Source organism: Nocardia sp. NPDC058633 (assembly GCF_042717045.1).
Taxonomy (GTDB): Bacteria; Actinomycetota; Actinomycetes; order Mycobacteriales; family Mycobacteriaceae; genus Nocardia.
Map to the genome: position 1 here is coordinate 139,852 of NZ_JBHXRA010000013.1, position 24,637 is coordinate 164,488.

Consider the following 24,637-nt stretch of genomic DNA (forward strand, 5'->3'; position numbering starts at 1 on the left):
ACGTCATCGCGACCTGCCCGAGCCGTTGCCCGACGAGGCGACCGCGGCGAGCGGACTGCGACCCGACCGACATCGGCGGGCCGCCGCAGCCAATTCCTTCGCGGCAGCGGGGGTTCGCGCGTGCGCGGCGGCCAGGTCGAGCACATCGACCGCGGCGCCGCGCAATTGCGGATCGAACAGTCCACACCGCGCGGCGGTCAACCAATCCCCTGCCGTCGGCGCGGCGAGCGCGGTCGCCTCGGCCACGACCGCGGGGGTCGACAGCAGGGCGTCGAACAGGTGGATCGGGGTGGTCCAGCTGTCGCCGGGTTGGGTGTCGAGGTAACGAACCTCGAGGTGGCCGGACGCTCGGACCGGCGGGAACAGCGTTGTCAGGTGGTAGTCCAGGTCGACGAGGGTCGGGCGACGGCCCACTTCGTCGTCGAGGGCCCCGGACAACCAGTCGGCGAAGGTGGCGCCGGGAGGCGGCGACCAGTCGGCGTCGACGTCGGCGCAGCGCACGCACAGCAGTGGCACGTCGAGGGCCCAGTGGGCGTAGGAAGTCATCGGGTCGGCCCAGTCGGCGACGGGCGGTCTCGTGCGGGAGGGGTCCAGGCGCAGCCAGGTGCGCATTCGCTGGGACGCCCAGTCGCCGCGCGGCACCCCGTGCAGGCGCGGTGAGCAGGCGAAGGCCGAGATCAAGGTGGGGCCGAGGACGTAGAGGGCGGTCCAGCGAGCCTGGACTTCGGCGGGGTCGGCGCCCGCGTCCACGCTCACCTGGGTGGCGGCGGTATTGCACATCATCAGGGTGCCGAACGGCCCGACGCCGTCGAAACGACGTTCCATCGCCGCGTAGCGGGGTAGGCGGAGCAGGCGCTCGGCGGGACGGCCCGCATCGGCGGCGGCGGCGAAGACGCTGATCTCTCGGGCGGCGAGCAGGTCCCGCAAACGGGCCGCATCAGCGCGCAGATGCTGTGTCAGCGCGGCCGGATCGGCGAACGGTGCGCTGGAGAGTTCTATCTGACCACCGGGTTCGACGGTGACCAGGCTCCCGCCTGGCAGTGGATTCGCGGGCGAGGCGGGTGCGATGGAGGTGGGCGCGTGCGCCCCGAGGGCCGCTGCCAGCTGGTCGAGCGAGGGCCGCGAACCGGTGGGTCCGGCGGTGAGCCATTCCAGTTCGGCCCCGATCAGCGCAGGTGGTCCGAGCTTGAAACAGACCCCGCCGACATAGGCCTCCGCAGCCGCCCTGGACGACAGTTCGCCCTGGTCGGTGGCGGAATCAGGCCACGACGAACGTTCCAGGGTGACCGCCATACCAACCTCCACGTGCTGTGTGCCGCCGGGGAACCTGCGTTTCGCTCATTCCAGAGTAGCGAGGACCACCGACAGGAAAAGTGACGAAATGGGGAACGGCTCGGGGCGCTATCGTCGTGGCCATGCTTGACCTCGCCGCGATCAGAGCCGCCACCTCAGGACTTGCCAATGGTCAGATCTTCCTCGACAGCGCCGGATCGTCGCTGCCGCCCCAGGTCGTCGTCGACACGATGATCGGCCATCTACACCGCGAAGCCGAGATCGGTGGCTATCGCGCGGCTAACGAGCGCATCGACGACCTCGCGAAGGTGAAGAGCTCGATAGCCACCCTGATCGGCGCCACCGCCGACACCATCGCCCTCAGCGACAGTGCGTCCCGGTCATGGGCCGATTTCGCCTACTCGGTACCGCTGAATCCAGGCGACCGGATCCTCATCTCGGGCGCCGACTACGCCAGCAACGCGATCGCCGCGCTCCAGCGCGCGAAGGACACCGGGGCCGTGGTCGAGCGCATTCCCAGCGACGACACCGGCCGCCTCGACACCGACGCGCTCGCCGCCATGCTCGACGAGCGCGTGCGACTGGTGTCGCTGCAGCACGCACCGTCCAACGGCGGCCTCGTGAACCCGGTCGCCGAAGCCACCAGGATCGCCCACGAAGCCGGTGCGCTGGTCCTGCTCGACGCCTGCCAGTCGATCGGCCAGTTGCCCGTCGACGTCACCGAACTCGGCGTCGACGCCATGTCGAGCACCGGGCGCAAATGGCTGCGCGGACCTCGCGGCACCGGATTCCTCTATGTCCGTGCCGAACTGGCGCAGACCATGGAACCCGCCCGGCTCGACCTGCACAGCGCCGTGTGGGTGAGCCCCGGCGAATACCGGCTCGCCGCCGACGCGTCCCGTTTCGAATTCTGGGAATGCGGTGTCGCCGCCCGCCTCGGCCTCGGCGCCGCCGTCGACTACCTGCTCGAGCAGGGCCCCGACGAGGTCTACGCGACGGTCGCCGCCCGCGCCGATCACCTGCGCGAAACCCTGCCCGACCTGCCCGGTGTGACCGTGCGCGACCTGGGTACCGAGCACAGTGGCATCGTCTCGTTCACCGTCGACGGCCACGACCCCGACCGGCTGCGCGAGCGCCTCGTCGAGCACGCCGTCACCGTCACCGTCAGCCGCGCGAGCTCCACCCTGCTTGACATGTCCGAGCGCGCCCTGCCCGCCGTCCTCCGAGCCTCCCCGCACTACTTCGTCAGCCCGGCAGACCTCGACCGCTTCGTCGCGACACTGGCCGACCTCACCCGCTGAACCCGGCGAGGAGCAATTCGCCCAGAGAGCACACGGCCACGGGATGGCAGGTCTATCGTGGTCGCACCGGGGCGCAGCGCGTTGCCATGGCCACCGGGGCACCGGCGGTGCTCGTGGTCCTGGACGGTACCGATCGCATGAACCCTCGCGGTCGGAAACTGTTGCGTTTCACCAAGGTACGCATCACCGTCCACCCAGCGCGACACTATCCCGCTGCTGTTCATCGCGCCCAGGTCAGCGCGACGACAGATCTGCTGATGCGGGAAATTGCCACGTAATCGGGTAGACCATAGGTAAACCGCTACGCAGCAAGCTTCGCTGTCGAGGGCTGACCAGCAGGGGTGCTGGCGTGTCAGCCCGGATCAACACGCGCGGGGCGGGGCGGGATTTCTCTGTAGGGAGTGCAAAGCACGGCCGTAACCGATCGTTGGCGTAGAGGGAGACCGACGTTGAGCAGGTTCACCGACGAAATGTTTGGCACAGCATTGACCAGCTCCAGGGGGCTGGTCACCGGGGAGCCGGAGACACCGCTGCGCCAGACCTGGGGCGACATTCACAGGCAGGCACGGCGGATGGCGGGCGGTCTCGCCGCCGCAGGCATCGGGCACGGCGACGCGGTCGGCGTGCTGGCAGGCCTGCCCGTCGACATCGCCCCCGCCTGCCAGGGGATCTGGATGCGTGGCGCTTCGATCACGATGTTGCATCAGCCGACGCCGCGCACCGACCTCGAGGTCTGGGTGCGCGACACCGAAACGGTGCTGCGCATGATCGAGGCGAAGGCCGTCGTCCTCGGTGCGCCGTTCGCGGCCGCCGAACCGGTGTTATTGGAACGTGGGATCACCGTGGTGCGGATCGAGGACCTGCACAACGGCCCGGACGCCGACCCGGTGCCCACCACCGAGGGCGATATCGCGTTGCAGCAGTTGACCTCTGGATCGACCGGATCGCCCAAGGCGGTGCGAATAACCCACGGTAACTTCTACGTCAACGCGTACGCGATGTTCAACCGGGTCAAATTCCAGACCGACGACGACGTGATGATCAGCTGGCTGCCGCTGTTCCACGACATGGGCATGGTCGGGTTCCTCAGTGTGCCGATGCAATTCGGCGCCGAAGTGGTGTGTGTGACGCCGCTGGACTTCCTGGCCAGGCCGCTGCTGTGGGCCGAACTGATCGACAAGTATCGCGGGACTGTCACCGCCGCACCGAACTTCGCGTACTCCCTGCTCGCGCGGCGGCTGCGCCAGGCCGAGGATGCCACGTTGGATCTGTCGAGCGTGCGCTACATGTGGAACGGCGCCGAACCGGTCGACCCCGACACCATGACCGCCCTCGCGGCGGCGGGACAACAGTACGGGCTCAACCCGATGGCGCTCACGCCGGTCTACGGCATGGCCGAAACCACCCTGGCCGTGTCGATCCCCGACCCCGGTCACGGGCAGGTCCTCGACGTGATCGACGCCGACCTGCTGGAAGCGGTCGGCAAAGCCGTCCCGATCGCCGAGGACGGCCACCACGGCACCCCGCGCAGACTGCCGACGCTGGGGCATCTGGTCGACGACCTGGAAGGTCGGGTCGTCGATACCGAACGTCAGCCGCTGCCGGTTCGCTCGGTGGGCGTCATCGAATTGCGCGGCCCCGCGGTCACTTCGGGCTACGTCACCGTCGACGGCTTCCGACCCGCCCAGGACGCCGACGGCTGGCTCGACACCGGCGACCTCGGCTACTTCACCGAAGAGGGCCTGATGGTGGTGTGCGGGCGCATGAAGGACGTCATCATCATGGGCGGCCGCAACATCTACCCCACCGACATCGAACGAGCCGCACTGCGCGTACCGGGCGTCCGCCCCGGCAACGCGGTAGCGGTACGGCTCGACGCCGGCGAGAAACGCGAAAGCTTCGCGGTGGTGGTCGAATCCAACGACTACCAGGACCCCGACGAGGTGAAGCGCATCGAGCGCGAGATCGTCCACGAGGTCTTCGCCGAAGTGGGCTCGCGCCCCCGCACCGTGGCCGTCCTCGGGCCGGGCGCTCTCCCGAAAACCTCCTCGGGCAAGCTCCGCCGCGCCGCCACGGCGGTGCACCTGCGCTGACACCACAACCGGCGCCGCACATCCCGACCTCGAGGAGGGATCGCCGAGGACGTCGGCGGTACACGGGCAGTCCCGTCGATCAGGGCCGTTGCGTAGGCGACGAAGGAGCGAGCAACGGTGCCTGATCGACGGGACCGCCCGGGGCGCGAACTCGAGCGCGCCGGCGCTCCAAAAACTCAGTGCAGGTTGTTCTGGGCCGCTTCCAGACCGACCTTCAGCAGCAGCTCCACCGCATCGGCGGCCTGCTCCACGATCACCGGAACCTCTTTGCGCTCCGGCGCGGAGAAGGGCTTGAGCACGTAGTCGGCCGGATCCTGCCGACCGGGCGGACGCCCGATCCCGATCCTGGTCCGCAGGTACTCCTTGGTGGTCAACGCCTGCGAGATCGACCGCAACCCGTTGTGTCCGCCCTCGCCGCCGCCCTGCTTGAGCTTGAGCGTTCCGAACGGCAGGTCGAGCTCGTCGTGGACCACGATCACCTGGTCCACCGGTACCGAGAAGAACTTCGCCAGCGCGGCGACCGGTCGCCCGGACAGGTTCATGTAGGTGCGCGGCTTCGCGAGGAGGATCTGGCGGCCGTCCAGTCGCGCCTGGAGCAGGTCGGCGCCGGACTTCTTGTGCACGGCAAAACGGCCGCCGATGCGCTCGGCGAGCACATCGGCGACCAGGAAGCCCACATTGTGGCGGGTGCGCTCGTACTCGGGGCCGGGGTTACCCAGTCCGACTACGAGCGCGGGCCCGGAAGATTCGGTCATTGCCCGAATCGTAGTGCGCAGTCTTACTCGGACTCGGGAGCGGTCTCCGCGGTCGCGGCGTCGGCGGCGCCTTCGCCCTCGTCGTCCATCTGCGAGGCGGACGGGGCTTCGATCACGTTGACGATCAGCGCCTCCGGGTCACCGGCCAGGGTGACGCCCTCGGGCAGCGCGATGCTGCCGGCCAGGATCTGGGTGCCCGGCGCGATGCCCTCGACCGAGACCTCGATGGACTCGGGCAGGTTCATCGCGTCGGCCTCGATCGACAGGGTGTTGAGTTCCTGGGTGATCAGGGCGCCGGAGGTGGCATCGCCGACGACGACGACGTTGACGTCGGTGGTGACGCGCTCGCCACGCTTGACGATCAGCAGGTCGGCGTGCTCGATGTAGCGACGGATCGGGTGGACGACGACCGACTTGGTCATCGCCAGCTGCGGCTTGCCGTCGATCTGCAGGTTCAGGATGGCGTTGGTGCCGTGCAGGCGCAGGATCGCGGCGAACGCCTTGGCGTTCAGCGACAGGTGCTGCGGCTCGGCGTGGTGGCCGTACAGCACGGCGGGCACGTTGCCGTCGCGACGGGTACGGCGAGCGGCGCCCTTACCGAATTCGGTGCGGACGGCGGCTTCGATCAGATTGGCGTCGGACATACGAATGAGCTCCTACGGCTGGTCATGGGTGACCCAACTACGGGGCCAAGGTCTACTCGTCGGACGAAGAACGAACGAGGACGGCCCAAACAACTCAGCCGAGCCGCGTCGATCACGGTGTGCGCACCAAACGGGCACTCACCCTCGCCGAGACAACCCGCCAACCATACCGCATCGGCAATCGCACCCTGAAACCGCCATGTGACCGCACACCGACCCGCACATCCCGACCTCGAGGAGGGATCGCCGACGCAGTCGGCGGTTCGCGCCCGTCCCGTCGATCAGGTGCTGTTGCGTAGGCGACGAAGGAGCAAGCAACGGTGCCTGATCGACGGGACCGCCGGGGGCGCGAACTCGAGCGCGCCAGCGCTCCAATACTGTAGATAGGTTGCCGACCACTGCGAAAGGTTCGACCGTTGACCGAGTCCGGAGAAGGCGTCGCTCCCACCCCACGCGGGCTGCCCGCCGAGGTGGCCCGTCGCCGCACGTTCGCCGTGATCTCGCACCCCGACGCGGGTAAGTCGACGCTCACCGAAGCGCTGGCCCTGCACGCCAGGATGATCTCCGAGGCGGGTGCGATCCACGGTAAGGCCGGTCGCAAGTCGACGGTGTCGGACTGGATGGAAATGGAGAAGGCGCGCGGAATCTCCGTGAGTTCGACCGCGCTGCAGTTCAATTACCGCGCGGCGGGCTCCGATGTCGACAATGTGATCAATTTGGTCGACACCCCCGGCCACTCCGATTTCTCCGAGGACACCTACCGGGTGCTCACCGCCGTCGACGCCGCGGTGATGCTGATCGACGCGGCCAAAGGCCTCGAACCGCAGACATTGAAGCTGTTCCAGGTGTGCCGCCATCGCGGCATCCCGGTGATCACCGTGATCAACAAGTGGGACCGGCCGGGTCAGGCTCCGCTGGAACTGCTCGACGAGATCAGCGAGCGGATCGGCCTCACGCCCACTCCCCTGTTCCTGCCGGTCGGCATCGCGGGTGATTTCCGCGGCCTGCTGCGCCGTGGGCCCGAGGGTGAGGCGAGCGAGTACATCCACTTCACCCGCACCGCCGGCGGCGCGACCATCGCACCCGAGGAATATCTGAGCTCCGACCAGGCTCTCGCACGCGAAGGCGAAGCGTGGACGACCGCGGCCGAGGAGAGCGAACTGCTCTCGGCGACCGGGCAGGATCACGACCAGGAGATGTTCCTGGCCGGCCAGACCTCGCCGGTGATCTACGCCTCGGCGATGCTGAATTTCGGTGTGCGCCAGCTGCTCGAGACGCTGGTGGAGCTGGCGCCCGCGCCCGGCTCCCGGGCGGACGTGACCGGCAAGGAGCGCACGACCGGTGACCCGTTCAGCGCGGTGGTGTTCAAGGTGCAGGCGGGAATGGATACCGCCCACCGCGACCGGCTGGCGTTCATGCGGATCGTGTCCGGCGAATTCGAGCGCGGCATGGTGGTGACCCACGCGCAGACCGGTCGCCCGTTCGCCACCAAGTACGCGCTGACGGTCTTCGGCCGCGAGCGCACCACGGTCGACACCGCCTATCCCGGCGATGTGGTCGGCTTGGTCAACGCCACCGCGCTCGCGCCGGGCCACACGCTGTTCGTCGAGAAGAAGGTGGAGTACCCACCGATTCCGAGCTTCGCCCCCGAGCACTTCGCGACGCTGCGCGCGCAGAGCGCGGGCAAGTACAAGCAGTTCCGCAAGGCCATCGACCAACTCGATTCCGAGGGCGTGGTGCAGGTGCTGCGCAACGACGCCCGCGGTGACGCCACCCCGGTGCTCGCCGCGGTCGGTCCGATGCAGTTCGAGGTGGTCACCGCGCGGATGCAGGGCGAGTTCAACGTGGAGACCCAGCTCGACTTCCTGCCCTTCACGCTGGCTCGACGCACTGACGCGGAATCGGCGCCCGAGCTGGATCGTCAGCGCGGCGTCGAGGTGTTCACCCGCACCGACGGCGCGATTCTGGCGCTGTTCAGCGACAAGTGGCGGCTGCAGTACATCGAGAAGGAACACCCGAAGCTCACGCTGGAACCGCTGGTCGCGACCGCGGACTGACGCGGGCGCTGTCTGGGTCGGGCAGGCTCAGGCGGCCGGTCCGGGATTGCGTTCCACCGAGGAGATGTGGTTCTCCTGCGCGATCATTCCCCAGCGGCTCGCAGTGAGACGCAGGCTGGGCAGATCGCTGAGCGAGAGCACCACCTCGTAGGTGCGCTCGTACCCGGTGTGTGAGATGCGCCAGTGCCCGTCGTCGCAGCGCACATAGCTGTCGGTGTAGAAGGCGGCGCCGCGCAGGCACATGTTGTGTTCGGGGATGATCACCGTGTCAGCCAGGTACCAGGTGCCGGCGGCGGTGTCGCCGTCGATATCGATCTCGGGATGGTCGCAGCGATGCTCGGTGATCACGTGCGGTCCGAGGGTATTGCGCAGGAAGGCCAAGAAGGCCTCGCGCGACTCGAACTGCAGGTACTCGCTGTAGGTGGCGGTGGCCTCGGGGATCAGCGTGTCGGCGAACTCGTCCCACGACTTGGTGTCGAGACTGCGTAGGTAGCGGTACTTCAGCCTGCTGATGGCGATGAGGTCGTCGGGGTGATCCGGCGGGCGCTCGATCGGTGCGGGCTGTTCGTCGTCCGACGGCGGTGACGTCATCCATGCCTCCCGCGAGTCCGACCCGGCGACCAACGGCTCGTCGGCATCGGGCAGCAACGGCACAGGGCCGGTCCACACGGCCGCGACAGGTTCGTCGACGTGCACGTTCGGCGTTTCCGGGCCCTGCTCCATCCCTCCACGATCCCACCAGAAGTGGCTTATCGCCCGTTCTGTATCAGATCGCTATCACTGCCGACACCGGAGTGTGACCTCCGGCGCCGACGAACCGGGGTGTCTGGGCTACCCGATGGTGAAGCAGGTGCGGCAGAAATCCTCGCCGAATTCCGAGAGCCGAAGGCTCTTGCGCACGATCTTGGGCGCGCGGCCCGCCTTCTTGAGCGCCTGCTCCACCACGGGCTGCACTTCCAGCACCATGTACCGGCTCAGCACGACCGGATCGTCGGAGGTGAGGGTGAGGCCGAGCCGATTGAGGTTGATCAGATAGGACCGGGAGCGGTCCGGGTAGCGCACACCCGCCTGTTCGGGAACCGAGGTCAGATCACCTTGCACCAGCTCCGAGCCGATGCCGAGCGGGCGGTTGGTGCGCACGTCGACCGAGGGTTGCGGACCGTTGAGGGCCATGAACCGCAGAATGCGGGCCTCGTCGGGCGCGACCTCGTCGAGGATGCGGTCGTAGGCCGGGTGCACCTCTTCGGTGAAATACACGTCGGCCGAGCGGGCCAGCAGTGCGTCGCCGCGTCGCCGCAGTTCGTCGGTGGTAGCCGAGCGCAGGTACGGGCCGACGGTGACGGCCGCCTGCGACGACCCGTTCGGCGTCGGCACGTAGCTGACGATCTCGCGCACCGACCCCTCGGTGACGCCGAGCGCGCTGCGCGCGATGGAGCGCAGGGCATTGCCGGTGCGCTCGGCGATGTCGGCGGAGGATTCGCCGTCCAGTGCTGCCTGTGCGAGTTCCTTGGTGACCTCATAGGTGGTGCCGACAGCCCACTGGCTGCCGCGCACCGCCGTACCGGCGGCCAATCCGGCGGCGCGGAAAACGCCTCGGATCAACCGTGCTTCATTGCTGATCTGTCGCTGCTCGACATCCGAGCTGCGCTCGACGGCGCGGGTACCGGCACGGGCCAGGTCCTGTCCGGTCCTGTCGTCTGTCACGTCCTACTCCGAAGTCTCGCCATGTGAACAGCCCTCCCCCACCCGCGCGCCCCCTGTGCGCAACGGTTGTGGCCGGTCACGAAGTGTGGTGGTGGTCATTGTTCCGACTAGCAAGGGTGAGTACGACATTCGCGACAGGTTCTGTGACTGATGTCTCAGACACTACCCTGTGGCCTGAACCACGACGAATGGACCCAGTTCCTCATCTCACAGTAGGGTCACCTCGCCGCGGGGGTGATAAATTTTGGTTCTCGGTGAGGCGGTGGTCACCGGGTATCGGCAGGAGGGCGTGTCGTGTTGGAGAGTGTGTTCGGGTTACACCCGACACTCCTGCTGGAAATTCTGACCATTCCTCTTTTCACAGGAATTATCGGTTACATAACGAACTGGTCCGGCATTCTCATGCTGTTCCAGCCGATTAAATTCCACGGTTTCCGGCTGCCGGGCCTGCGGGCGGTCTTCCCCTACCTACCCAAGCGGATCCAGGTGTTGCCGCTGCTCAGCTACGACGGGCGTATCGGCTGGCAGGGCATCGTGCCCTCGCGTGCCGACAAGATGGCCAGCATCGCGGTCGACAAGGGGCTGTCCAAGCTGGGCAGCGTCGCCGACTTCTATCGCGAGCTCGACCCGGAGAAACTGGCCGAACATCTGGCCGAGGTGGCCGACGCGCAGATCCGCGACATCGTCGAGGTGATCCTGCGCCGCGAACACCCGCAGCTCTGGTACAACCTGCCCGTTCCGGTCCGGGAGATGATTCATCAGCGGGTGCGCTCGCAACTGCCCGAGATCCTGCGCGACCTCACCATGGAGCTGGGCGCCAATATCGATCAGCTGCTCGATGTGAAGCAGATGGTGATCCGCTACTTCCAGGCTCGACCGCAATTGCTCAACCAGCTGTTCCAGGTGCTCGGCGCCAAGGAACTGCGGTTCATGCAGAACTTCGGCTTCTACTTCGGCGCGCCCTGCGGGTTGCTGCTGGTCCTGACGTTGCACACCACCGGGTTGTCACCGCTGGTCGTGCTGCCCGTGGGCGGGATCATCATCGGCTGGGTGGTGAACTGGGTCGGCATCAATATGATCTTCGCGCCCGCCACCCCGAAGTGGTGGTGCCCGTGGCGGCAGGGCCTGCTGATCAAGCGCCAGCCCGAAATCACCGCGGGGTACGCCGCATTGGTGTCCACCGAGGTCGTCACGGTGGCCAATATCGGCGACGAACTGCTCAACGGTCCGCGCTCGGACCGCACCCTGCAGATGCTCGAGGACACCCTGCGGCCCGCCGCCGACCGTGCGCTCGGCCCCGCGCGGCCCGCGGTGAAATTCATGCTCGGCAGCCGCGAATACGACTCGCTGCAAACAACTCTCACCGCGCAGGCCATGACGATCGCGCCGATGGCGTTCGCCGACCCCGCGTTCAATGTCCAGCAGGGCAGACAGGTCAACGAATACATCGCCCGGCAGATGTCGGCACTGTCGCCCCACGACTTCGTCGACATGCTGCGCTCGGCGATCAAACAGGACGAATGGTTACTTTTTGTCCATGGCGGCGCGCTGGGGCTGCTTGCCGGATACGCTCACATACTGGTCTTCGGAACAGGAGTAGCGACGACATGGATGTAGACGACGGGACCTCGTCCACCGACATGGTGCGACGATCGGTACCGCCGCTCGACAAGCGTGGTGGCCTGCTGCCCGTCTCACCGGCACGCACGGTGCGAGCAGCGACCGGCGTGGCGCGGGTCGCGCTGACCGCGGCCTCCGGAATGACGCTGTGGACGCTGGACACCGCGCTCGGGGTGACCGTCACGGTGGTGCGCGGCAGCATGGCGGGCACCCCACCCAACGAGGTGCTCGCGGAAGCGGAAACCGAAGTGCGTGACCGGCTTCGACACGCGCTCGGCCTGCCCACCGGCGCCGATCACCGCGGCGACGACGGCACGCCCACCCTGCGCGAACAGGGCGCCGAGCTGCTTCGCCTGTCCGCCAGCACCCACGCCGCGCCGCCCGACACCCATCCGGCCTATCCCGGCATCCTCGCCGAGATCACCCCCGACGAGGCCCGGATCCTGCGATTCCTGCACATCGACGGACCGCAGCCCGCCATCGATGTGCGCACCGGGCGTCAGCGGGCGTTCGGCGGCGAGCGGTTGATCAGCGGACTCACCATGCTGGGTGACCATGCGGGCCTGCGGTTTCCGAACCGGGTCCCGCAATACCTGCCCAACCTGCGCAGGCTCGGGCTCATCGAGTCCACCCGTGACCCTGTCGGCAACCCGCACCGCTACCAGGTCATCGAGGCCCAGGAGCAGGTGCGGGAAGCGTTGAAGCGCCCCGGTTTCGGCACGAAGGTGAGCTATCGCAGCATCCTGCTCACCGAGTTCGGCGCCGACTTCGTCCAGACGTGTTTACCGGTCGTGATCGGCGACGGGCGCGAGAGCGCGACTTAGCTCTCCCCGAGCTCGGCCAGTTCCATCCACCGTTCTTCGGCCGCTTCCTTGTCGGCCACGACAGCCTTCAGCTCGGTGCCGAGCTTCACCAGCTTGTCGGGATCCGTCGCGGCGTCGGCCAGGGCGGCGTGCAGTTTCTGTTCGCGCTCGTCGAGCTTGGCGATGCTGCGTTCGACCTTCGACAGCTCCTTGCGGGCCGCGCGACGGTCGGACGAATCCGTGGAGTTGCCACCGGTCTTCGCGGTGAGCGGCTTGGCATTACCCGCCATGGCGGCGCGCTTGGCGAGGTAGGAATCGATGCCGCCGGGCAGGTTGGTGAGCTTGCCGTCACCGAACAGTGCCCAGGTGGAGTCGCAGATGCGCTCGACGAGGTAGCGGTCGTGGCTGATGACCACCAGCGTGCCCGCCCAGTTGTCGAGCAGGTCTTCGAGCTGCTGCAGGGTGTCGATGTCGAGGTCGTTGGTCGGCTCGTCGAGCAGCAGGACGTTCGGTTCGGCCATCAGGATGCGGGTCAGTTGCAGGCGACGGCGCTCACCACCGGAGAGGTCGCCGACCGGGGTGCGCTGGCGAGCCGGGGCGAAACCGAGTCGTTCGGCGAGCTGACCGGCCGAGATCTCCTTGTCGCCGAGCATGATTCGCTGCGCGACCTGCTGGACGGCCTCGAGCACCCGCATATCGGTGGGCAGGTCGTCGAGTTCCTGGCGCAGCCAGCCGATCTGCACGGTCTGGCCCTGGATCCGTTTGCCCTTGGCCGGCTCGGTCTCCCCGGCCAGCGCGCGCAGCAGCGTGGTCTTGCCCGACCCGTTGACGCCGACCAGGCCGACCCGCTCGCCCGGCGCGAGCCGCCAGGTGAGGTCGTCGACCAGCACCCGACCGTCGGGGGTGGTGAGGGAGGCGTCCTCGAGTTCGATCACCACGCGGCCAAGGCGCTTGCGGGCGAAGGCTGCCAGCGAGACCGAGTCGCGCGGCGCGGGCACATCGGCGATCAGCGCCTCGGCGGCCTCCACTCGGTAGCGCGGCTTGGAGGTGCGGGCCTTGGCGCCGCGGCGCAGCCAGGCCAATTCCTTGCGGGCCAGGTTGGCGCGACGCGATTCCGAGGCGTCGGCCTGGCGTGAGCGTTCGGCGCGCGCGAAGATCCAGTCGCCGTAGCCGCCCTCGTAGGTCTCCACCTTGCCGCCGACGACCTCCCAGGTGCGGTTGGCGACGGTGTCGAGGAACCAGCGATCGTGGGTGACGACGACGAGCGCGGTGCGCCGGGCGACCAGATGTTCGGCCAGCCACTGCACACCCTCGATGTCGAGGTGGTTGGTCGGCTCGTCGAGGACGAGCAGGTCCAGGTCGCGCACCAGGGCGGCCGCCAGGGCGACCCGGCGGCGTTCGCCACCGGAGAGGTTCGTGACGAGGGTGTCCAGGCCGAGGTCGGCGATGCCGATGCCCTCGAGGATCGAGCGCACGCGCGAGTCGGCGGCCCACTGGTGGTCGGCGATGTCGACGGTCGACAGGTCGTCGGACAGCCCGGCGAACACGATCGACCCGATGCTCGCGCCCTCGGGCAGCACGCCGCGCTGGGTGACCACGGCCATCCGCAGCCCACCGACCCGGCTCACCCGACCCTTGTCGGGCGGTTCCAACCCGGTCAGGACCTCGAGCAGCGTGGTCTTACCGCCACCGTTGAGTCCCACCACCCCGATCCGTTCCCCCGCGTGAATTCCGAGGGAGACGTCATCCAGCAGCGGCTTGACGCCGAAGCTCTTGGAGACCTGTTCCAGGTTGATCAGGTTGGACATAGGTGTAGCCTGTTCCGCCTCCCCGCGACTTTGGGCCAGACTCAGGCGCGGGGAGGCGTGCGTCGGCGGCCTACGTTGGATTGCTGGATCAGTTGGCCCGTCCCCGGCGAGTTACCCATGTCCATACGAAATCTGTTGATTCCGATCATAGAGGACCGGCCCCTGGCTGCTCCGCCCGCGCCGCTGCGGCCAGGATCAGGTGGTGGTTCAGCGGTTGGACTGCGCCTCGGTGTCGAGCACCCGCGCGCCCGGAACCGGGCCGCTGGCCGTGCGCACGCTGCGGCACACGCCCGCGCCTGCCAGTTCGGCGGCGACGCCGATCGCGGCTTCCTCGGACTCGCACAGGAATGCGCAGGTGGGACCGGAGCCCGAGACCAGCCCGGCCAGGGCGCCCGCGCCGACGCCCGCGCGCAGGGTGCGGCGCAGTTCCGGTTTCAGTGAGAGGGCCGCGGCCTGGAGGTCGTTGCCGAGCAGCGGGGCGAGAGTGTGCGGGTCGCCCGCGGCCAGCGCCTGCATGAGTTTCTGGGGGTCGCCGAGGCGCGGCGGGTCGCCCTCGGCGCGCAAGCGGTCGAGTTCGCGGAACACCGAGGGGGTGGACAGGCCCTCCTTGGCCAGTGCGAGGACCCAGTGAAAGGTGTTGCGCGACAGCACCGGGAGCAGGCGTTCGCCGCGACCGGTGCCGAGGGCGGTGCCGCCGTGCAGGGAGAACGGCACGTCGCTGCCGAGTTCGGCGGCGATCGTGGACAGTTCCTCACGGGTCAGGCCCAGGTCCCACAGCTCGTTGAGCCCGACCAGGGCCGCGGCCGCGTCGGCACTGCCGCCGGCCATACCGCCGGCCACGGGGATGCCCTTGGTGATGGAGATCTCGACCAGCGGCGCGCGCCCGGCCAGATGCGCCAGCCGGACCGCGGCCTTCCAGACCAGGTTGGTCCGGTCGGTGGGCACCTCGGCGGCGCCTTCGCCGCTGACCCGCACGGCGAGCGAGGCCGACGGCGCCAATCGGAGGTCGTCGGCGAGGGACAATGCCTGGAAGACGGTGGTGAGGTCGTGGTAACCGTCCGGACGCAGATCAGCGACTCCGAGATGCAGGTTCACCTTCGACGGAGCTCTTACGACGACCGGGCTGGGCACAACTGACAGCACGATCACCAAGCGTAATGGGTTCCACCGACGAGTACGCACGTCGAACGCTCACTACGCGGACACGGGGTTGCGAACAGTACCCATGGGGGGTATGTTCGTTCCTGTCGGGGATATACCCCTGGACCGTATGTTCGAAGAGCGAAGGAGCCGGCCATGGCCACCACCACCTACACCGTCACGGGGATGACCTGCGGACATTGCGTGAGCTCGGTCAAGCAGGAGATCGGCAAGATCGACGGCGTCACCAGCGTGGATGTCGACCTCGCCAGCGGTCGGGTTCGAGTCGACAGCGCGGGCGAACTGGCCGATTCCGAGGTGGCCGCCGCGGTCGACGAAGCGGGTTACGCGCTGAGCGCCTGACTCCACTCCCCGCTGGGCGAGCCCCCGTCCCACTCGCCCAGCGCAGAGCGCGGCTCGAACAGCGGACCGATCCCGCTCGACCACCCCGGCAAGTGAGGATGGCACGCCCGCGTTCACCGGCGGTTCACCCACCTGGGCTGCACGAAAAGTCATCCACAATGTCATCCACAACCGTCCCCAGGCGTGATGGGACGCGCATTTCCGGGGTCGACCGGCAGCGCTGACCCCGGACCATGATCAAGTACGCGCACCGCGAAAACCGGTTGTCCACAATTGCTTTCACAGGAGCCCGCAGCCCACGCCGGTGAACAGCCGGTGTACTGCGGGTTCCTGTGCGGGAGCCCACGTTTCGTCGAGCCGGGCGAATCGCGCGTTCGTCGCCTGCCGTGCGCGACCGAGCAACTCCTGCGCCGATCAGGTCGTGGCCGCCAAGCGGACGAACGCCGCGGTCTCCAGGGTCTCGCCCCGGGCCGTCGGATCGATGCCGGCGGCGACGAGCCGGCGCTCGGCCTCCGCCGGCGAGCCCGCCCACCCGGACAGCGCGGCCCGCAACGTCTTTCGCCGCTGCGCGAACGCCGCGTCGATCACCTCGAACACCCGTCGGCGATGCGCCTCGTCCATCGGCCACGGCGGTTCGACATAGCGGTCGATCCGCACCAGGCCCGATTCGACGCGGGGCACCGGCCAGAAGACCTGCGTCCCCACGGCGCCTGCCCGCTTGACCTTGCCGAAGAAGCCCGCTTTGACACTGGGCACCCCGTACACCCGATTGCCGGGCTCGGCGGCGAGCCGGTCGGCGACTTCGGCCTGGACCATCACCAGCGACACCATGATGCTCGGCAACGTGGCGAGCAGATGCAACAGCACGGGCACCGCCACGTTGTAGGGCAGGTTCGCCACCAGCGCGGTCGGCACCGCGGGCAGCTGCTCCGGGCGCACCCGCAGCGCGTCGGCCTCCACCACGCGCAGGTGCTCGACGAGGCCCGGTGCGCGATCGGCGATGGTCTCGGGCAGATAGTTGGCGAGCACGGGGTCGATTTCGACGGCGACCACCTGGTCGACCACATCGAGCAGCGCCAGCGTCAGTGAGCCGAGACCCGGACCGACCTCGAGCACGATGTCGCCCGCACCGACGCCGGCCGCGGACACGATGCGACGCACGGTGTTGCCGTCGTGCACGAAGTTCTGTCCGAGCTGCTTGGTGGGTCGGACGCCGAAACGCTCGGCCAGGGTCCGCACCTCGGCGGGACCGAGCAGTGCGGCACGGCTACCTCGGGCGGAATTCTCGGGTTCGGACACCGCTAGAACTTACCAACCTCACCGATAGGGCAGCTCAGCGCTGTGTCGGGGCGAGGTTGACCCGCGCGAGGAAACCGTCGATGGCGGCGAGCTGCTCGGGCGAGACCGAGCCGTGCTGGCCGGTGCCGGTGACCACCTGCTGGTCGACGCCGTTGGCCGCGAGTTGGGCGACCAGCGCCGCGTGCAGCGGTGACGGCACGACCGTGTCGGTGACGTTCATCGTCAGCAGGATCGGGGCGTCGTAGCCGCTGGTCGGCAGCATCATGTACGCGGCGAGCGGTTCGCGCAGCGGAGCGAGCGAACGCGCCAGGAAATCGGCCGAGGTCACGCCCTTGGTCGCGGCGAGGATCTCGTCCAGGCACTGGGTGCCCGCGTCGTCGACGAGCGCCTTGCCGCGCGCCGTCAGATAGGAGTCCACGTCGAGTTCCGGGTGGGTGGCGCGCAGCCCGGCCAGAATGCTGACGACGAACGACGTGGAGCCGGGCAGCGACGGGACGTCCGGGCCGAGGAACAGCAGGATCTTCTCCACGTCCGAGGCCGCGTCGATAGCCGCGGTACCACGGAAGTCCAGCTCGGGGGCATATTCGGCCTGTACGTGCGCTGCGCTCAGCGCCGCGTGGCCGCCCTGGGAGGTGCCGGCGACACTCCAGGTCCGCGACAGTTCGGGGCTGGCGGCACGGGCCGCGCGGACCAGATCGATCGTCGCGGTCGCCTCGCTGCGCACCTCGAGGTACGGGTGTGGGCCGGTGTCGAAACGGCCGAGGCCGAGGTAGTCGGGGGTGACCACGGCGAAGCCCTGGTCGACGAACCGCTTGATCAGCCCGTCCTCGGCGGCGCGGTGCAGCGGCAGCGGCGCGAGCTCCGGGTCGGCCTGACCGCCGCAACCCGGGCCGGAGCCCGAGGTGCCGTGGTTGTAGGCCAGGATCGGCCAGCCGCCGGCGGGAGCGTCACCGTCGGGCAGGAACATCGCACCGCTTGCCGGGCGCTGAACGCCGGCCGAATCGGTCATCCAGTACTCCACCGACGAGCCCCGAGCGAGCCCGTGCCAACCCGCCGGTTCGGTCTGCGCCGAGATGAGCGCACCGGGCGCTTCGGCCACCGCCGGGGTGAAGCCGGCAGCCACGACGGCGCTCGCGGACAGCGCGGCGACAACGGTCGCCCGAACCGGGTCCTTCAGCACAATTCAGTCTCTCTACCAGGCCATCAAGATCTTGGGCGAGTGTACAGATCGAGCGGAGCCCCGGCCTCGAATGACAGAGAATCCTCAGCCTTGCCAAATCAGCGCTGCGACGATCAGGGGTAGACCTGATCGAGGAACCTGTCGATCGCCGACCACATCGCCGGATTCAGGTCGCAATGACTGCCGGTGCCGAGCACCGGCGTGTAGGGCACACCACCCGCGGTGAGCTGCGCGGCCAACGCCGCGTGCAGCGGCGACGGCACCGTGCGGTCGGTGACGTTGACGAGCAGCAGGATCGGCGCGTCGTAACCGCTGGTCGGGACGGTCATGTAGTCGGCCATCACCGAGCGCAGCGGCTCCTCGCCGAGCGAGCGGCTCAGCATCGCACCCAGTGTCAGATCGGCGACCCGTTCGTCGATGGCGTCCGAGCACATGGCGCCGATCTCGTCGATGACCTGGCGGCCGAGCGGGCTCAGATAGCTGTCGACCTGCGCGTCCGGGCGGGCGGCTCGCAGTCCGGCCAGGATGCTGGCCGAGAACCCCAGAATCCCGCCGCTGACGCGATCGGGGTTACCCGGCCCGAGCAGTGGGGCCACCTTCTCCACATCCGATTCCGGGTCGATGGCGATGGTGCCGCGGAAGTCCAGTTCCGGCGCGTAGCTCATCTGTCGATGCGCGGTGCCGAGCGCGGCCTGCCCACCCTGCGACATGCCCGCCACCACCCAGACCGGCGACAGATCATCACGCACCGACCGAGCGGCCCGGAGCAGGTCGATCGTGGCGGTGGCCTCGGTGTCGATGCCCAGATACGGGTGCGGGCCGGTGTCGAACCTGCCGAGACCCAGGTAATCCGGCGCGACGACAGCGAACCCCTTCGACACCAGATGCCGAAGGAAAACATCCTGTCCCACTTGCGATTGCGGCCACGGCGCCCCCGCCGGATCCGACTGCCCGCCACATCCCGCACCGAGACCCGTCGTCCCGTGGTCGTAGGCGACGACCGGCCAACCACCCGCGGGCGCGACCCCCGTCGGCAGATACAGCGCGCCACTCGCAGGTTGCGGCACTCCCCCGACGCCCCGCGTCCAGTAATCGATGACCTGAGCCCCCGACATCCCATGGAACCCGTCCGCCTGTGGAACGACCGCGATCACCGTCCCCGGCTCCGCCGCATGCGCCACCCCCGCCGGCGCGCACACTCCGAGCCCCGCCGCCAGAACCACCGCGGCAACCGCACGCCACCAAGCCGAAACCGTAGACATCCCAACCACCCGTCGACTCGTCCAACGACCCGACCCCACCGCACGAGCACAGCAGACCCGGCGAAACGAGAGCACAGTACCGCCCCTCCGCGTATTCGTCCGGGAGCCCGATCGTTAGTTCTCGGCCTTGCGTCGGGTGCCCATCGAAGGGGAGGTGGCTGGGGAGTTACCCCTGTTCGTGCGAAATCAGCTGATGCCCAACCGTCCGGTGCAAGCCGGCCACGCGCCCCAGCCCTGCCGTGCCCGAGTCACTTCGGCGATCGCGATCTGTTCTTCCCGAGTCGCCAGATCAGCGCGCGGCGCATACTTCAACCCACCCTGTCTTTCCCATGTGCTCTGATCGAACTGAATGCCGCCGTAGTACCCGTTGCCGGTGTTGATCGCCCAGTTCCCCGTCGACTCACACTTGGCCAGCGCATCCCACACAGCACCGTCGCGCACCGGGGGCACCTCGGTCCCCGGCTTGGCGCCCTTCCGGATCGTCTTGGGCTGCGCGGGTGTGATCACGTTCGAATTCACCTGTACGCGTGAGGCTTCGACCCCGTTGACCATCTTCACCGCGAACGTCGCCTCGTGCAGGCCCGGCATGCCAGGGTTCTCGACCACGGTGCGGCTCATGTTCATGGTCACGTCCTCGATCACCGTTTCGGTGGGATCGAGCGGCAGGGTTTCGATGCGCTGTTCGGTGCGCTGGCGGGTGACGACGACCTGCATGCCCTCGGCGAGCGGCGTCGTGGCAGCGGGCTCCGAGAAGTCCTCGTTCTCGAGCGGAATACCCGCGGCCGTGAGGAACTCGCCGACGGTCGCGGCGGCGAGGCGCACATCGACCGGGGCGGCACCGCCGTCGATCAGCGAGATATTGCGCGGGGTGTACACGCTCATCTCCCCACCCTCGAGGGGCAGCTTCTCGGCGCGGGAGGGCAACACATGGGTGTCGGACGCGATCTGCATCGCCATGAGCGCGTCGCCGGCGGTGGTGCCGACGGTCCACACCTTGCGCTCGACACCGTCGACAGTCACCGTGACCTCGCGGCCCCGGTTGAAGGTGATGGTGTCGCCGTCGCCAACTTTGGTGCCCGCGGGCGGGACCACCTGGTCGTGCTCGGTGATCTCGTAGCCCGCGTCGGCCAGGATGGCGCGCACATCGCGCGACATCGTCGAGTGCTCGGTCCGTTCGCCGTCGATGACCAGCGCGACCGTTTTGTGGTTCACGATGGCCAGGGAGGCGCCGAGGAGAAGAATCAGCAGCATGGCCGCCACCGCTGCGAAAAGCAGCGGTGAACGTGACGAGTTGATCCGCGCGAAAGCCGACATGATTACAGGACGATAACGACGCGATGCCCAGTAGACAACACCAGGCGGCCCGATCAGCGGGATCGTAGATCACGATTCGATATAGACGGCGCTGGTAGATAACGGCGTGAGCGGGCAAATGTGAGCCGACTCACGTTTATCGTCCAGCCCCCTACCGAACAGACGAAACGGACTACCGAATCCGATACACCCTGCGCGCGTTGGCGGTGGTGATCTCGGCCAGCTCCTGCGGGTCCTGTTCGCGCACTTCGGCCAGCGCGCGCACCGTGTAGGGCAGGCAGTACGACTCGTTCGGAGCCCCGCGATACGGGTGCGGCGTGAGATACGGTGCGTCGGTTTCCACCAGGATCTGGTCGTCGGGCACCAGCTTGGCGGCCTCGCGTAGTTCATGCGCGTTCTTGAAACTCACGGTGCCGGAGAAGCTCAGCACGTATCCCTCGGCCACGCAGGCTTCGGCCATCGTGGCGTCGGAGGAGAAGCAATGGAAGATCACCGTATCCGGCGCGCCCTCGTCGAGCAGCACCGTGAGCAGGTCGTGGTCGGCTTCGCGGTTGTGGATCATCAGCGGTTTGCGCACCCGTTTGGCCAGGTCGATGTGCCAGCGGAAACCCTCGCTCTGGGTTTCGACATCGGCGCAGCCGTCGAGCTTGCCCGGCCAGTAGTAGTCGAGGCCGGTCTCACCGATCGCGACCACGCGGGGATCGGTGGCGAGGCGTTCGAGCTCGGCCTTGGCCTCGTCGTCGAGCGCGTCGGCCCGGGTGGGATGCAACGCGACGGCGGCGTACACCCGCGGATCCCATTGCGCGGCCCGCACGGCCCACTGCGCGGCGGCCAGATCGTCGGCGATGGTCACCACCTGCCCGACACCGGCCGAGGCGGCGCGGTCCACGATGGCCGTGGTCGACGCGGCATCGGTTGCGCCACAGGCATCGAGGTGCGTGTGGGCATCGATCAAGGGCGCGAGCGGCGGCGGAACGGGCGGAGCCGGACGATTCGTGTTTGCCACCCGGATTAGAGTAGTGCCCATCATGAGTGCAGCCGAAGGCGCCGAGGCGCCCGCCTTCTACGTCACCACGGCCATCGCGTACCCGAACGGTGTGCCGCATATGGGCCACGCGTACGAGTACATCTCCACCGACGCGATCGCCCGCTTCAAGCGACTCGACGGGTACGACGTGTTCTTCATGACCGGCACCGACGAGCACGGTCAGAAGATGCAGCAGACCGCCGCCACCGAAGGCATCCCGGTGCAGGAGCTCGCGGCACGCAATTCCGATGTCTTCGAGGCGATGGACAAAGCGCTCGACATCTCGTTCGACCGCTTCATCCGCACCACCGATGACGACCACATGGCCGCGAGCGTCGCCATCTGGGAACGGATGCTCGCCAATGGCGACATCTACCTGGACAACTACTCGGGCTGGTACTCGGTGCGCGACGAGGCCTTCTACAACGAGGACGAAACCACCCTCCTACCCGACGGCACCCGCGAGTCCACCGAGACCAAGACCCCGGTCACCTGGTCCGAGGAGTCGAACTACTTCTTCAAGCTCTCGGAGTATCAGGACAAGCTCCTCGCCCTCTACGAGGAGCGGCCCGAATTCATCGCGCCCTCGACGCGGCGCAACGAGATCGTCAGCTACGTCAAGTCCGGGCTGAAGGACCTGTCGATCTCCCGCACCACTTTCGACTGGGGTGTTCCGGTCCCCGGCGCGCCCGAGCACGTGATGTATGTGTGGGTCGACGCGCTCACCAATTACCTGACCGGCGTGGGCTTTCCGAACACCGACTCCGCCACGTTCCAGAAGTTCTGGCCTGCCAACCTGCACATCATCGGTAAGGACATCACCAAGTTCCACACGGTGTACTGGCCCGCGTTCCTGATGTCGGCCGGGATCGAACTGCCCGACCGGGTGTTCGTGCACGGGTTCTTGTACAACAAGGGCGAGAAGATGTCGAAGTCGACGGGCAACGTCGTCGACCCGCTCGCGCTGGTGTCCACCTACGGCCTCGATCAGGTGCGCTTCTTCCTGCTGCGCGAGATCTCCTACGGCCAGGACGGCAGCTACAGCAACGACGCCATCGCGGGCCGCATCAACAGCGACCTGGCCAACGAGTTCGGCAACCTGGTCCAGCGCAGCCTGACCATGGTCAACAAGAACTGCGACGCCAAGTCGCCGACCCCCGGCGAGTTCACCGACGAAGACCGCGCACTGCTCGACCGCGCCAACGGGCTGCTGGCCAAGTGCCGCAGCGAGTTCGACGTCCAGCAGATGCACCTCGCCCTGGAAGCCCTCTGGCTCACCCTCGGCGAGACCAACCGCTACTTCTCCGCCAACGCCCCCTGGGCGCTGCGCAAGTCGGGTACCGAGCAAGACCTGGCCCGCATGGCCACCGTTCTCTACGTCACCCTCGAAGTAGTGCGTATCGTCGCCATCCTGGTGCAGCCGGTGATGCCCGGTTCCGCGGCCAAGATCCTGGACCTGCTCGCCCAGGAAGGCCGTACCTTCGCCGACATCGCCACGCCCCTGGCACCCGGTCTCGACCTACCCGCGCCGGAACCCGTCTTCCCGCGCTACCTCGAGCCCAAGGAATAGCGCGGGCCCTGCCGGGCAGGGCGTCCGGACGAGGCCGAAGTCGCTGCCGGACGATTCCGTCGACAGCGACTTCGGCCTCGCATGACGGGCTCGCCGCGGCGGCCGACACCGCGGCCCGGCGCTACTTCCAGGCGGCCAGCAGGTTGGACGCTTCGGCGCCCAGTGCGGCCTGGAGGAACGGGCCGAAGCTGATGCGGGCTACGCCGAGGTCGGCGAAGTAGTCCTTGGACGGGGTGCCCGGTTGGCCGATCGCGTTGACCGGCAGCGGCAGGTCGGTGGTGAGTCGGCGCAGGTCGGCGTCGGCGTGCTTGCCGACCGGGTACAGCACGTCGGCGCCCGCGTCGGCGGCCAGGGTCAGGCGGGCGATGGCGCGGTCGAGGCGGTCGGCCTCGTCGCCGTCCTGGCGCACGAACAGGTCGGTGCGGGCATTGACCACGACATGCACGCCCGCCGCGTCGGCGGCTTCGCGCAGGCCACGGACCAGGTCGGCGTGTTCGGCGGGCGAACGCAGGCGCTTGCCTTCGCTGTGGACCGTGTCCTCGATGTTGAGGCCCACGGCGCCCGCGGCGAGCAGGCCGTCGATGAGCTGCAGCGGTTCGAGGCCGTAGCCGGATTCGATGTCGACCGAGACCGGGAGCTCGACGGATCCGGTGACCTGGGTGACGCGGGCGAGCAGCTCATCGAAGCTCATGCCCTCGCCGTCGGCACGGCCGATCGAGTCGGCGACCGGATGGCTGCCCATGGTCAAGCCCGAAAAACCGGCGGCCACAGCGACATTCGCCGACCACGCGTCCCACACGGTCGGCAACACCACCGGATTTCCCGGACGGTGCAGTTCGAGCAGGGTCTTCGCCTTGGTTTCCAGAGAAGTCATACCCGCGATGATGCCCCAGGCATCCGACAAGAGCTATCCGCAGCCGGATTTCGGCGGGCAGTTCACCTGCACATCGAGCACGCGCGCACCGGGTCCTTCCGCGCCTAGCCGGTCGTGCTCGTTGACGAGTTTGCACGAACCGAGCGAGAGGCAGCCGCAGCCGATGCAGCCGGTCAGGTTGTCGCGCAGGCGGACGAGCTGGGTGATGCGGTCGTCGAGATCCACGCGCCAGGTCGTCGACAGGTTCTCCCAGTCGCGACGGGTGGGGGTGCGCCCTTCGGGTAGCCGGTCCAAGGCCGAGCGAATCTCACTGAGTGGGATACCGACGCGTTGGGAGATGCGAATGAAGGCGACCCGACGCAACGTTTCGCGAGAATACCGACGTTGATTGCCACTGGTTCGACGGCTCGATATGAGACCTTCGCGTTCGTAGAAGTGCAACGCGGACACTGCAACTCCACTACGCTCGGAAAGCTGCCCGGGGGTCAGCTCCTTCGTTTGCCAATCGGCCATCGTCATCTATAGCTCCT

At 68.0% G+C, this 24,637-nt stretch carries 21 protein-coding genes; 7 read left to right on the forward strand and 14 right to left on the reverse strand.

The window, feature by feature from the left end; genetic code table 11:
* Positions 1-3 precede the first annotated feature (3 nt).
* Positions 4-1,293 carry an ergothioneine biosynthesis glutamate--cysteine ligase EgtA gene (gene egtA / locus ACFWUR_RS18880; protein ID WP_378908438.1) on the reverse strand — a complete coding sequence of 430 codons (1,290 nt, stop codon included), beginning with the start codon at positions 1,291-1,293 and terminating at the stop codon, positions 4-6.
* 122 nt (positions 1,294-1,415) lie between these two features.
* Here egtA and ACFWUR_RS18885 point away from each other — a divergent pair, with 122 nt between their 5' ends.
* Together ACFWUR_RS18885 and ACFWUR_RS18890 are read left to right on the forward strand one after the other, a co-directional pair.
* A complete protein-coding gene (locus tag ACFWUR_RS18885) occupies positions 1,416-2,594 on the forward strand; it encodes an aminotransferase class V-fold PLP-dependent enzyme (protein WP_378908440.1) in 1,179 nt (392 codons plus the stop codon).
* A 449-nt stretch (positions 2,595-3,043) separates the two neighbouring features.
* On the forward strand, positions 3,044-4,687 hold the full coding sequence (locus ACFWUR_RS18890; protein WP_378908441.1) for a fatty acyl-AMP ligase: 1,644 nt from the start codon (positions 3,044-3,046) through the stop codon (positions 4,685-4,687).
* A 176-nt stretch (positions 4,688-4,863) separates the two neighbouring features.
* Here ACFWUR_RS18890 and pth read toward each other — a convergent pair whose 3' ends face one another.
* Positions 4,864-5,442, reverse strand: coding sequence for an aminoacyl-tRNA hydrolase (gene pth, locus ACFWUR_RS18895; RefSeq protein WP_062984789.1), 579 nt, complete (start codon positions 5,440-5,442; stop codon positions 4,864-4,866).
* A gap of 23 nt (positions 5,443-5,465) precedes the next feature.
* Positions 5,466-6,086 (reverse strand): 50S ribosomal protein L25/general stress protein Ctc, encoded by a 621-nt coding sequence (locus tag ACFWUR_RS18900; protein WP_378908443.1) that lies wholly within the window; start codon positions 6,084-6,086, stop codon positions 5,466-5,468.
* A 416-nt stretch (positions 6,087-6,502) separates the two neighbouring features.
* On the opposite strand from ACFWUR_RS18900, the gene ACFWUR_RS18905 reads away from it, so the two are divergent.
* The gene (locus ACFWUR_RS18905) at positions 6,503-8,143 is read left to right on the forward strand and encodes a peptide chain release factor 3 (RefSeq protein ID WP_378908445.1); all 1,641 of its coding nucleotides are present in this window, start codon (positions 6,503-6,505) and stop codon (positions 8,141-8,143) included.
* 27 nt (positions 8,144-8,170) lie between these two features.
* Here the strand turns inward: ACFWUR_RS18905 and ACFWUR_RS18910 are convergent, their stop codons facing one another.
* Both ACFWUR_RS18910 and ACFWUR_RS18915 read right to left on the reverse strand, forming a co-directional pair.
* Positions 8,171-8,695, reverse strand: a complete 525-nt coding sequence (locus ACFWUR_RS18910) for a nuclear transport factor 2 family protein (protein WP_378908541.1) — start codon at positions 8,693-8,695, stop codon at positions 8,171-8,173.
* A gap of 279 nt (positions 8,696-8,974) precedes the next feature.
* Entirely contained in the window at positions 8,975-9,847 is an 873-nt protein-coding gene (locus tag ACFWUR_RS18915; protein ID WP_378908446.1) for an Abi-alpha family protein, read from the reverse strand.
* 402 nt (positions 9,848-10,249) lie between these two features.
* Here ACFWUR_RS18915 and ACFWUR_RS18920 point away from each other — a divergent pair, with 402 nt between their 5' ends.
* Positions 10,250-11,464, forward strand: a complete 1,215-nt coding sequence (locus ACFWUR_RS18920; protein ID WP_378908447.1) for a DUF445 domain-containing protein — start codon at positions 10,250-10,252, stop codon at positions 11,462-11,464.
* Positions 11,455-12,291: an Abi-alpha family protein gene (locus ACFWUR_RS18925; RefSeq protein WP_378908448.1), complete on the forward strand. Its 837-nt coding sequence runs from the start codon at positions 11,455-11,457 to the stop codon at positions 12,289-12,291. Before ACFWUR_RS18920 ends, ACFWUR_RS18925 begins: the two co-directional genes overlap by 10 nt.
* Here ACFWUR_RS18925 and ACFWUR_RS18930 read toward each other — a convergent pair.
* Together ACFWUR_RS18930 and ACFWUR_RS18935 are read right to left on the reverse strand one after the other, a co-directional pair.
* A complete protein-coding gene (locus tag ACFWUR_RS18930; protein WP_378908450.1) occupies positions 12,288-14,078 on the reverse strand; it encodes an ABC-F family ATP-binding cassette domain-containing protein in 1,791 nt (596 codons plus the stop codon). The two genes, ACFWUR_RS18925 and ACFWUR_RS18930, sit on opposite strands and share 4 nt — an antisense overlap.
* Positions 14,079-14,285: 207 nt before the next feature.
* Complete coding sequence (locus ACFWUR_RS18935) at positions 14,286-15,221, reverse strand: 4-(cytidine 5'-diphospho)-2-C-methyl-D-erythritol kinase (protein WP_378908451.1); 936 nt, start codon at positions 15,219-15,221, stop codon at positions 14,286-14,288.
* A gap of 153 nt (positions 15,222-15,374) precedes the next feature.
* Here ACFWUR_RS18935 and ACFWUR_RS18940 point away from each other — a divergent pair, with 153 nt between their 5' ends.
* Positions 15,375-15,581 carry a heavy-metal-associated domain-containing protein gene (locus ACFWUR_RS18940; RefSeq protein ID WP_378908452.1) on the forward strand — a complete coding sequence of 69 codons (207 nt, stop codon included), beginning with the start codon at positions 15,375-15,377 and terminating at the stop codon, positions 15,579-15,581.
* A gap of 414 nt (positions 15,582-15,995) precedes the next feature.
* Here ACFWUR_RS18940 and rsmA read toward each other — a convergent pair whose 3' ends face one another.
* From rsmA to ACFWUR_RS18965, 5 genes are all read right to left on the reverse strand, one after another.
* On the reverse strand, positions 15,996-16,880 hold the full coding sequence (gene rsmA, locus ACFWUR_RS18945; RefSeq protein ID WP_378908454.1) for a 16S rRNA (adenine(1518)-N(6)/adenine(1519)-N(6))-dimethyltransferase RsmA: 885 nt from the start codon (positions 16,878-16,880) through the stop codon (positions 15,996-15,998).
* A gap of 34 nt (positions 16,881-16,914) precedes the next feature.
* Entirely contained in the window at positions 16,915-18,060 is a 1,146-nt protein-coding gene (locus ACFWUR_RS18950) for a lipase family protein (RefSeq protein ID WP_378908455.1), read from the reverse strand.
* Positions 18,061-18,173: 113 nt separating this feature from the next.
* Positions 18,174-19,322 carry an alpha/beta fold hydrolase gene (locus ACFWUR_RS18955; RefSeq protein WP_378908456.1) on the reverse strand — a complete coding sequence of 383 codons (1,149 nt, stop codon included), beginning with the start codon at positions 19,320-19,322 and terminating at the stop codon, positions 18,174-18,176.
* Between the two features lie 186 nt (positions 19,323-19,508).
* Positions 19,509-20,636 (reverse strand): transglycosylase family protein, encoded by a 1,128-nt coding sequence (locus ACFWUR_RS18960; RefSeq protein ID WP_378908457.1) that lies wholly within the window; start codon positions 20,634-20,636, stop codon positions 19,509-19,511.
* Between the two features lie 172 nt (positions 20,637-20,808).
* Positions 20,809-21,663, reverse strand: a complete 855-nt coding sequence (locus ACFWUR_RS18965) for a TatD family hydrolase (RefSeq protein ID WP_378908458.1) — start codon at positions 21,661-21,663, stop codon at positions 20,809-20,811.
* A 1-nt stretch (position 21,664) separates the two neighbouring features.
* Between ACFWUR_RS18965 and metG the strand changes: the two genes are divergently transcribed.
* Positions 21,665-23,233 carry a methionine--tRNA ligase gene (metG, locus tag ACFWUR_RS18970; RefSeq protein ID WP_378908460.1) on the forward strand — a complete coding sequence of 523 codons (1,569 nt, stop codon included), beginning with the start codon at positions 21,665-21,667 and terminating at the stop codon, positions 23,231-23,233.
* Between the two features lie 121 nt (positions 23,234-23,354).
* On the opposite strand, the gene ACFWUR_RS18975 is transcribed toward metG, so the two are convergent.
* On the reverse strand, positions 23,355-24,107 hold the full coding sequence (locus tag ACFWUR_RS18975; protein ID WP_378908461.1) for an isocitrate lyase/phosphoenolpyruvate mutase family protein: 753 nt from the start codon (positions 24,105-24,107) through the stop codon (positions 23,355-23,357).
* A 33-nt stretch (positions 24,108-24,140) separates the two neighbouring features.
* Entirely contained in the window at positions 24,141-24,626 is a 486-nt protein-coding gene (gene soxR / locus ACFWUR_RS18980; protein ID WP_378908462.1) for a redox-sensitive transcriptional activator SoxR, read from the reverse strand.
* Positions 24,627-24,637: the final 11 nt, after the last annotated feature.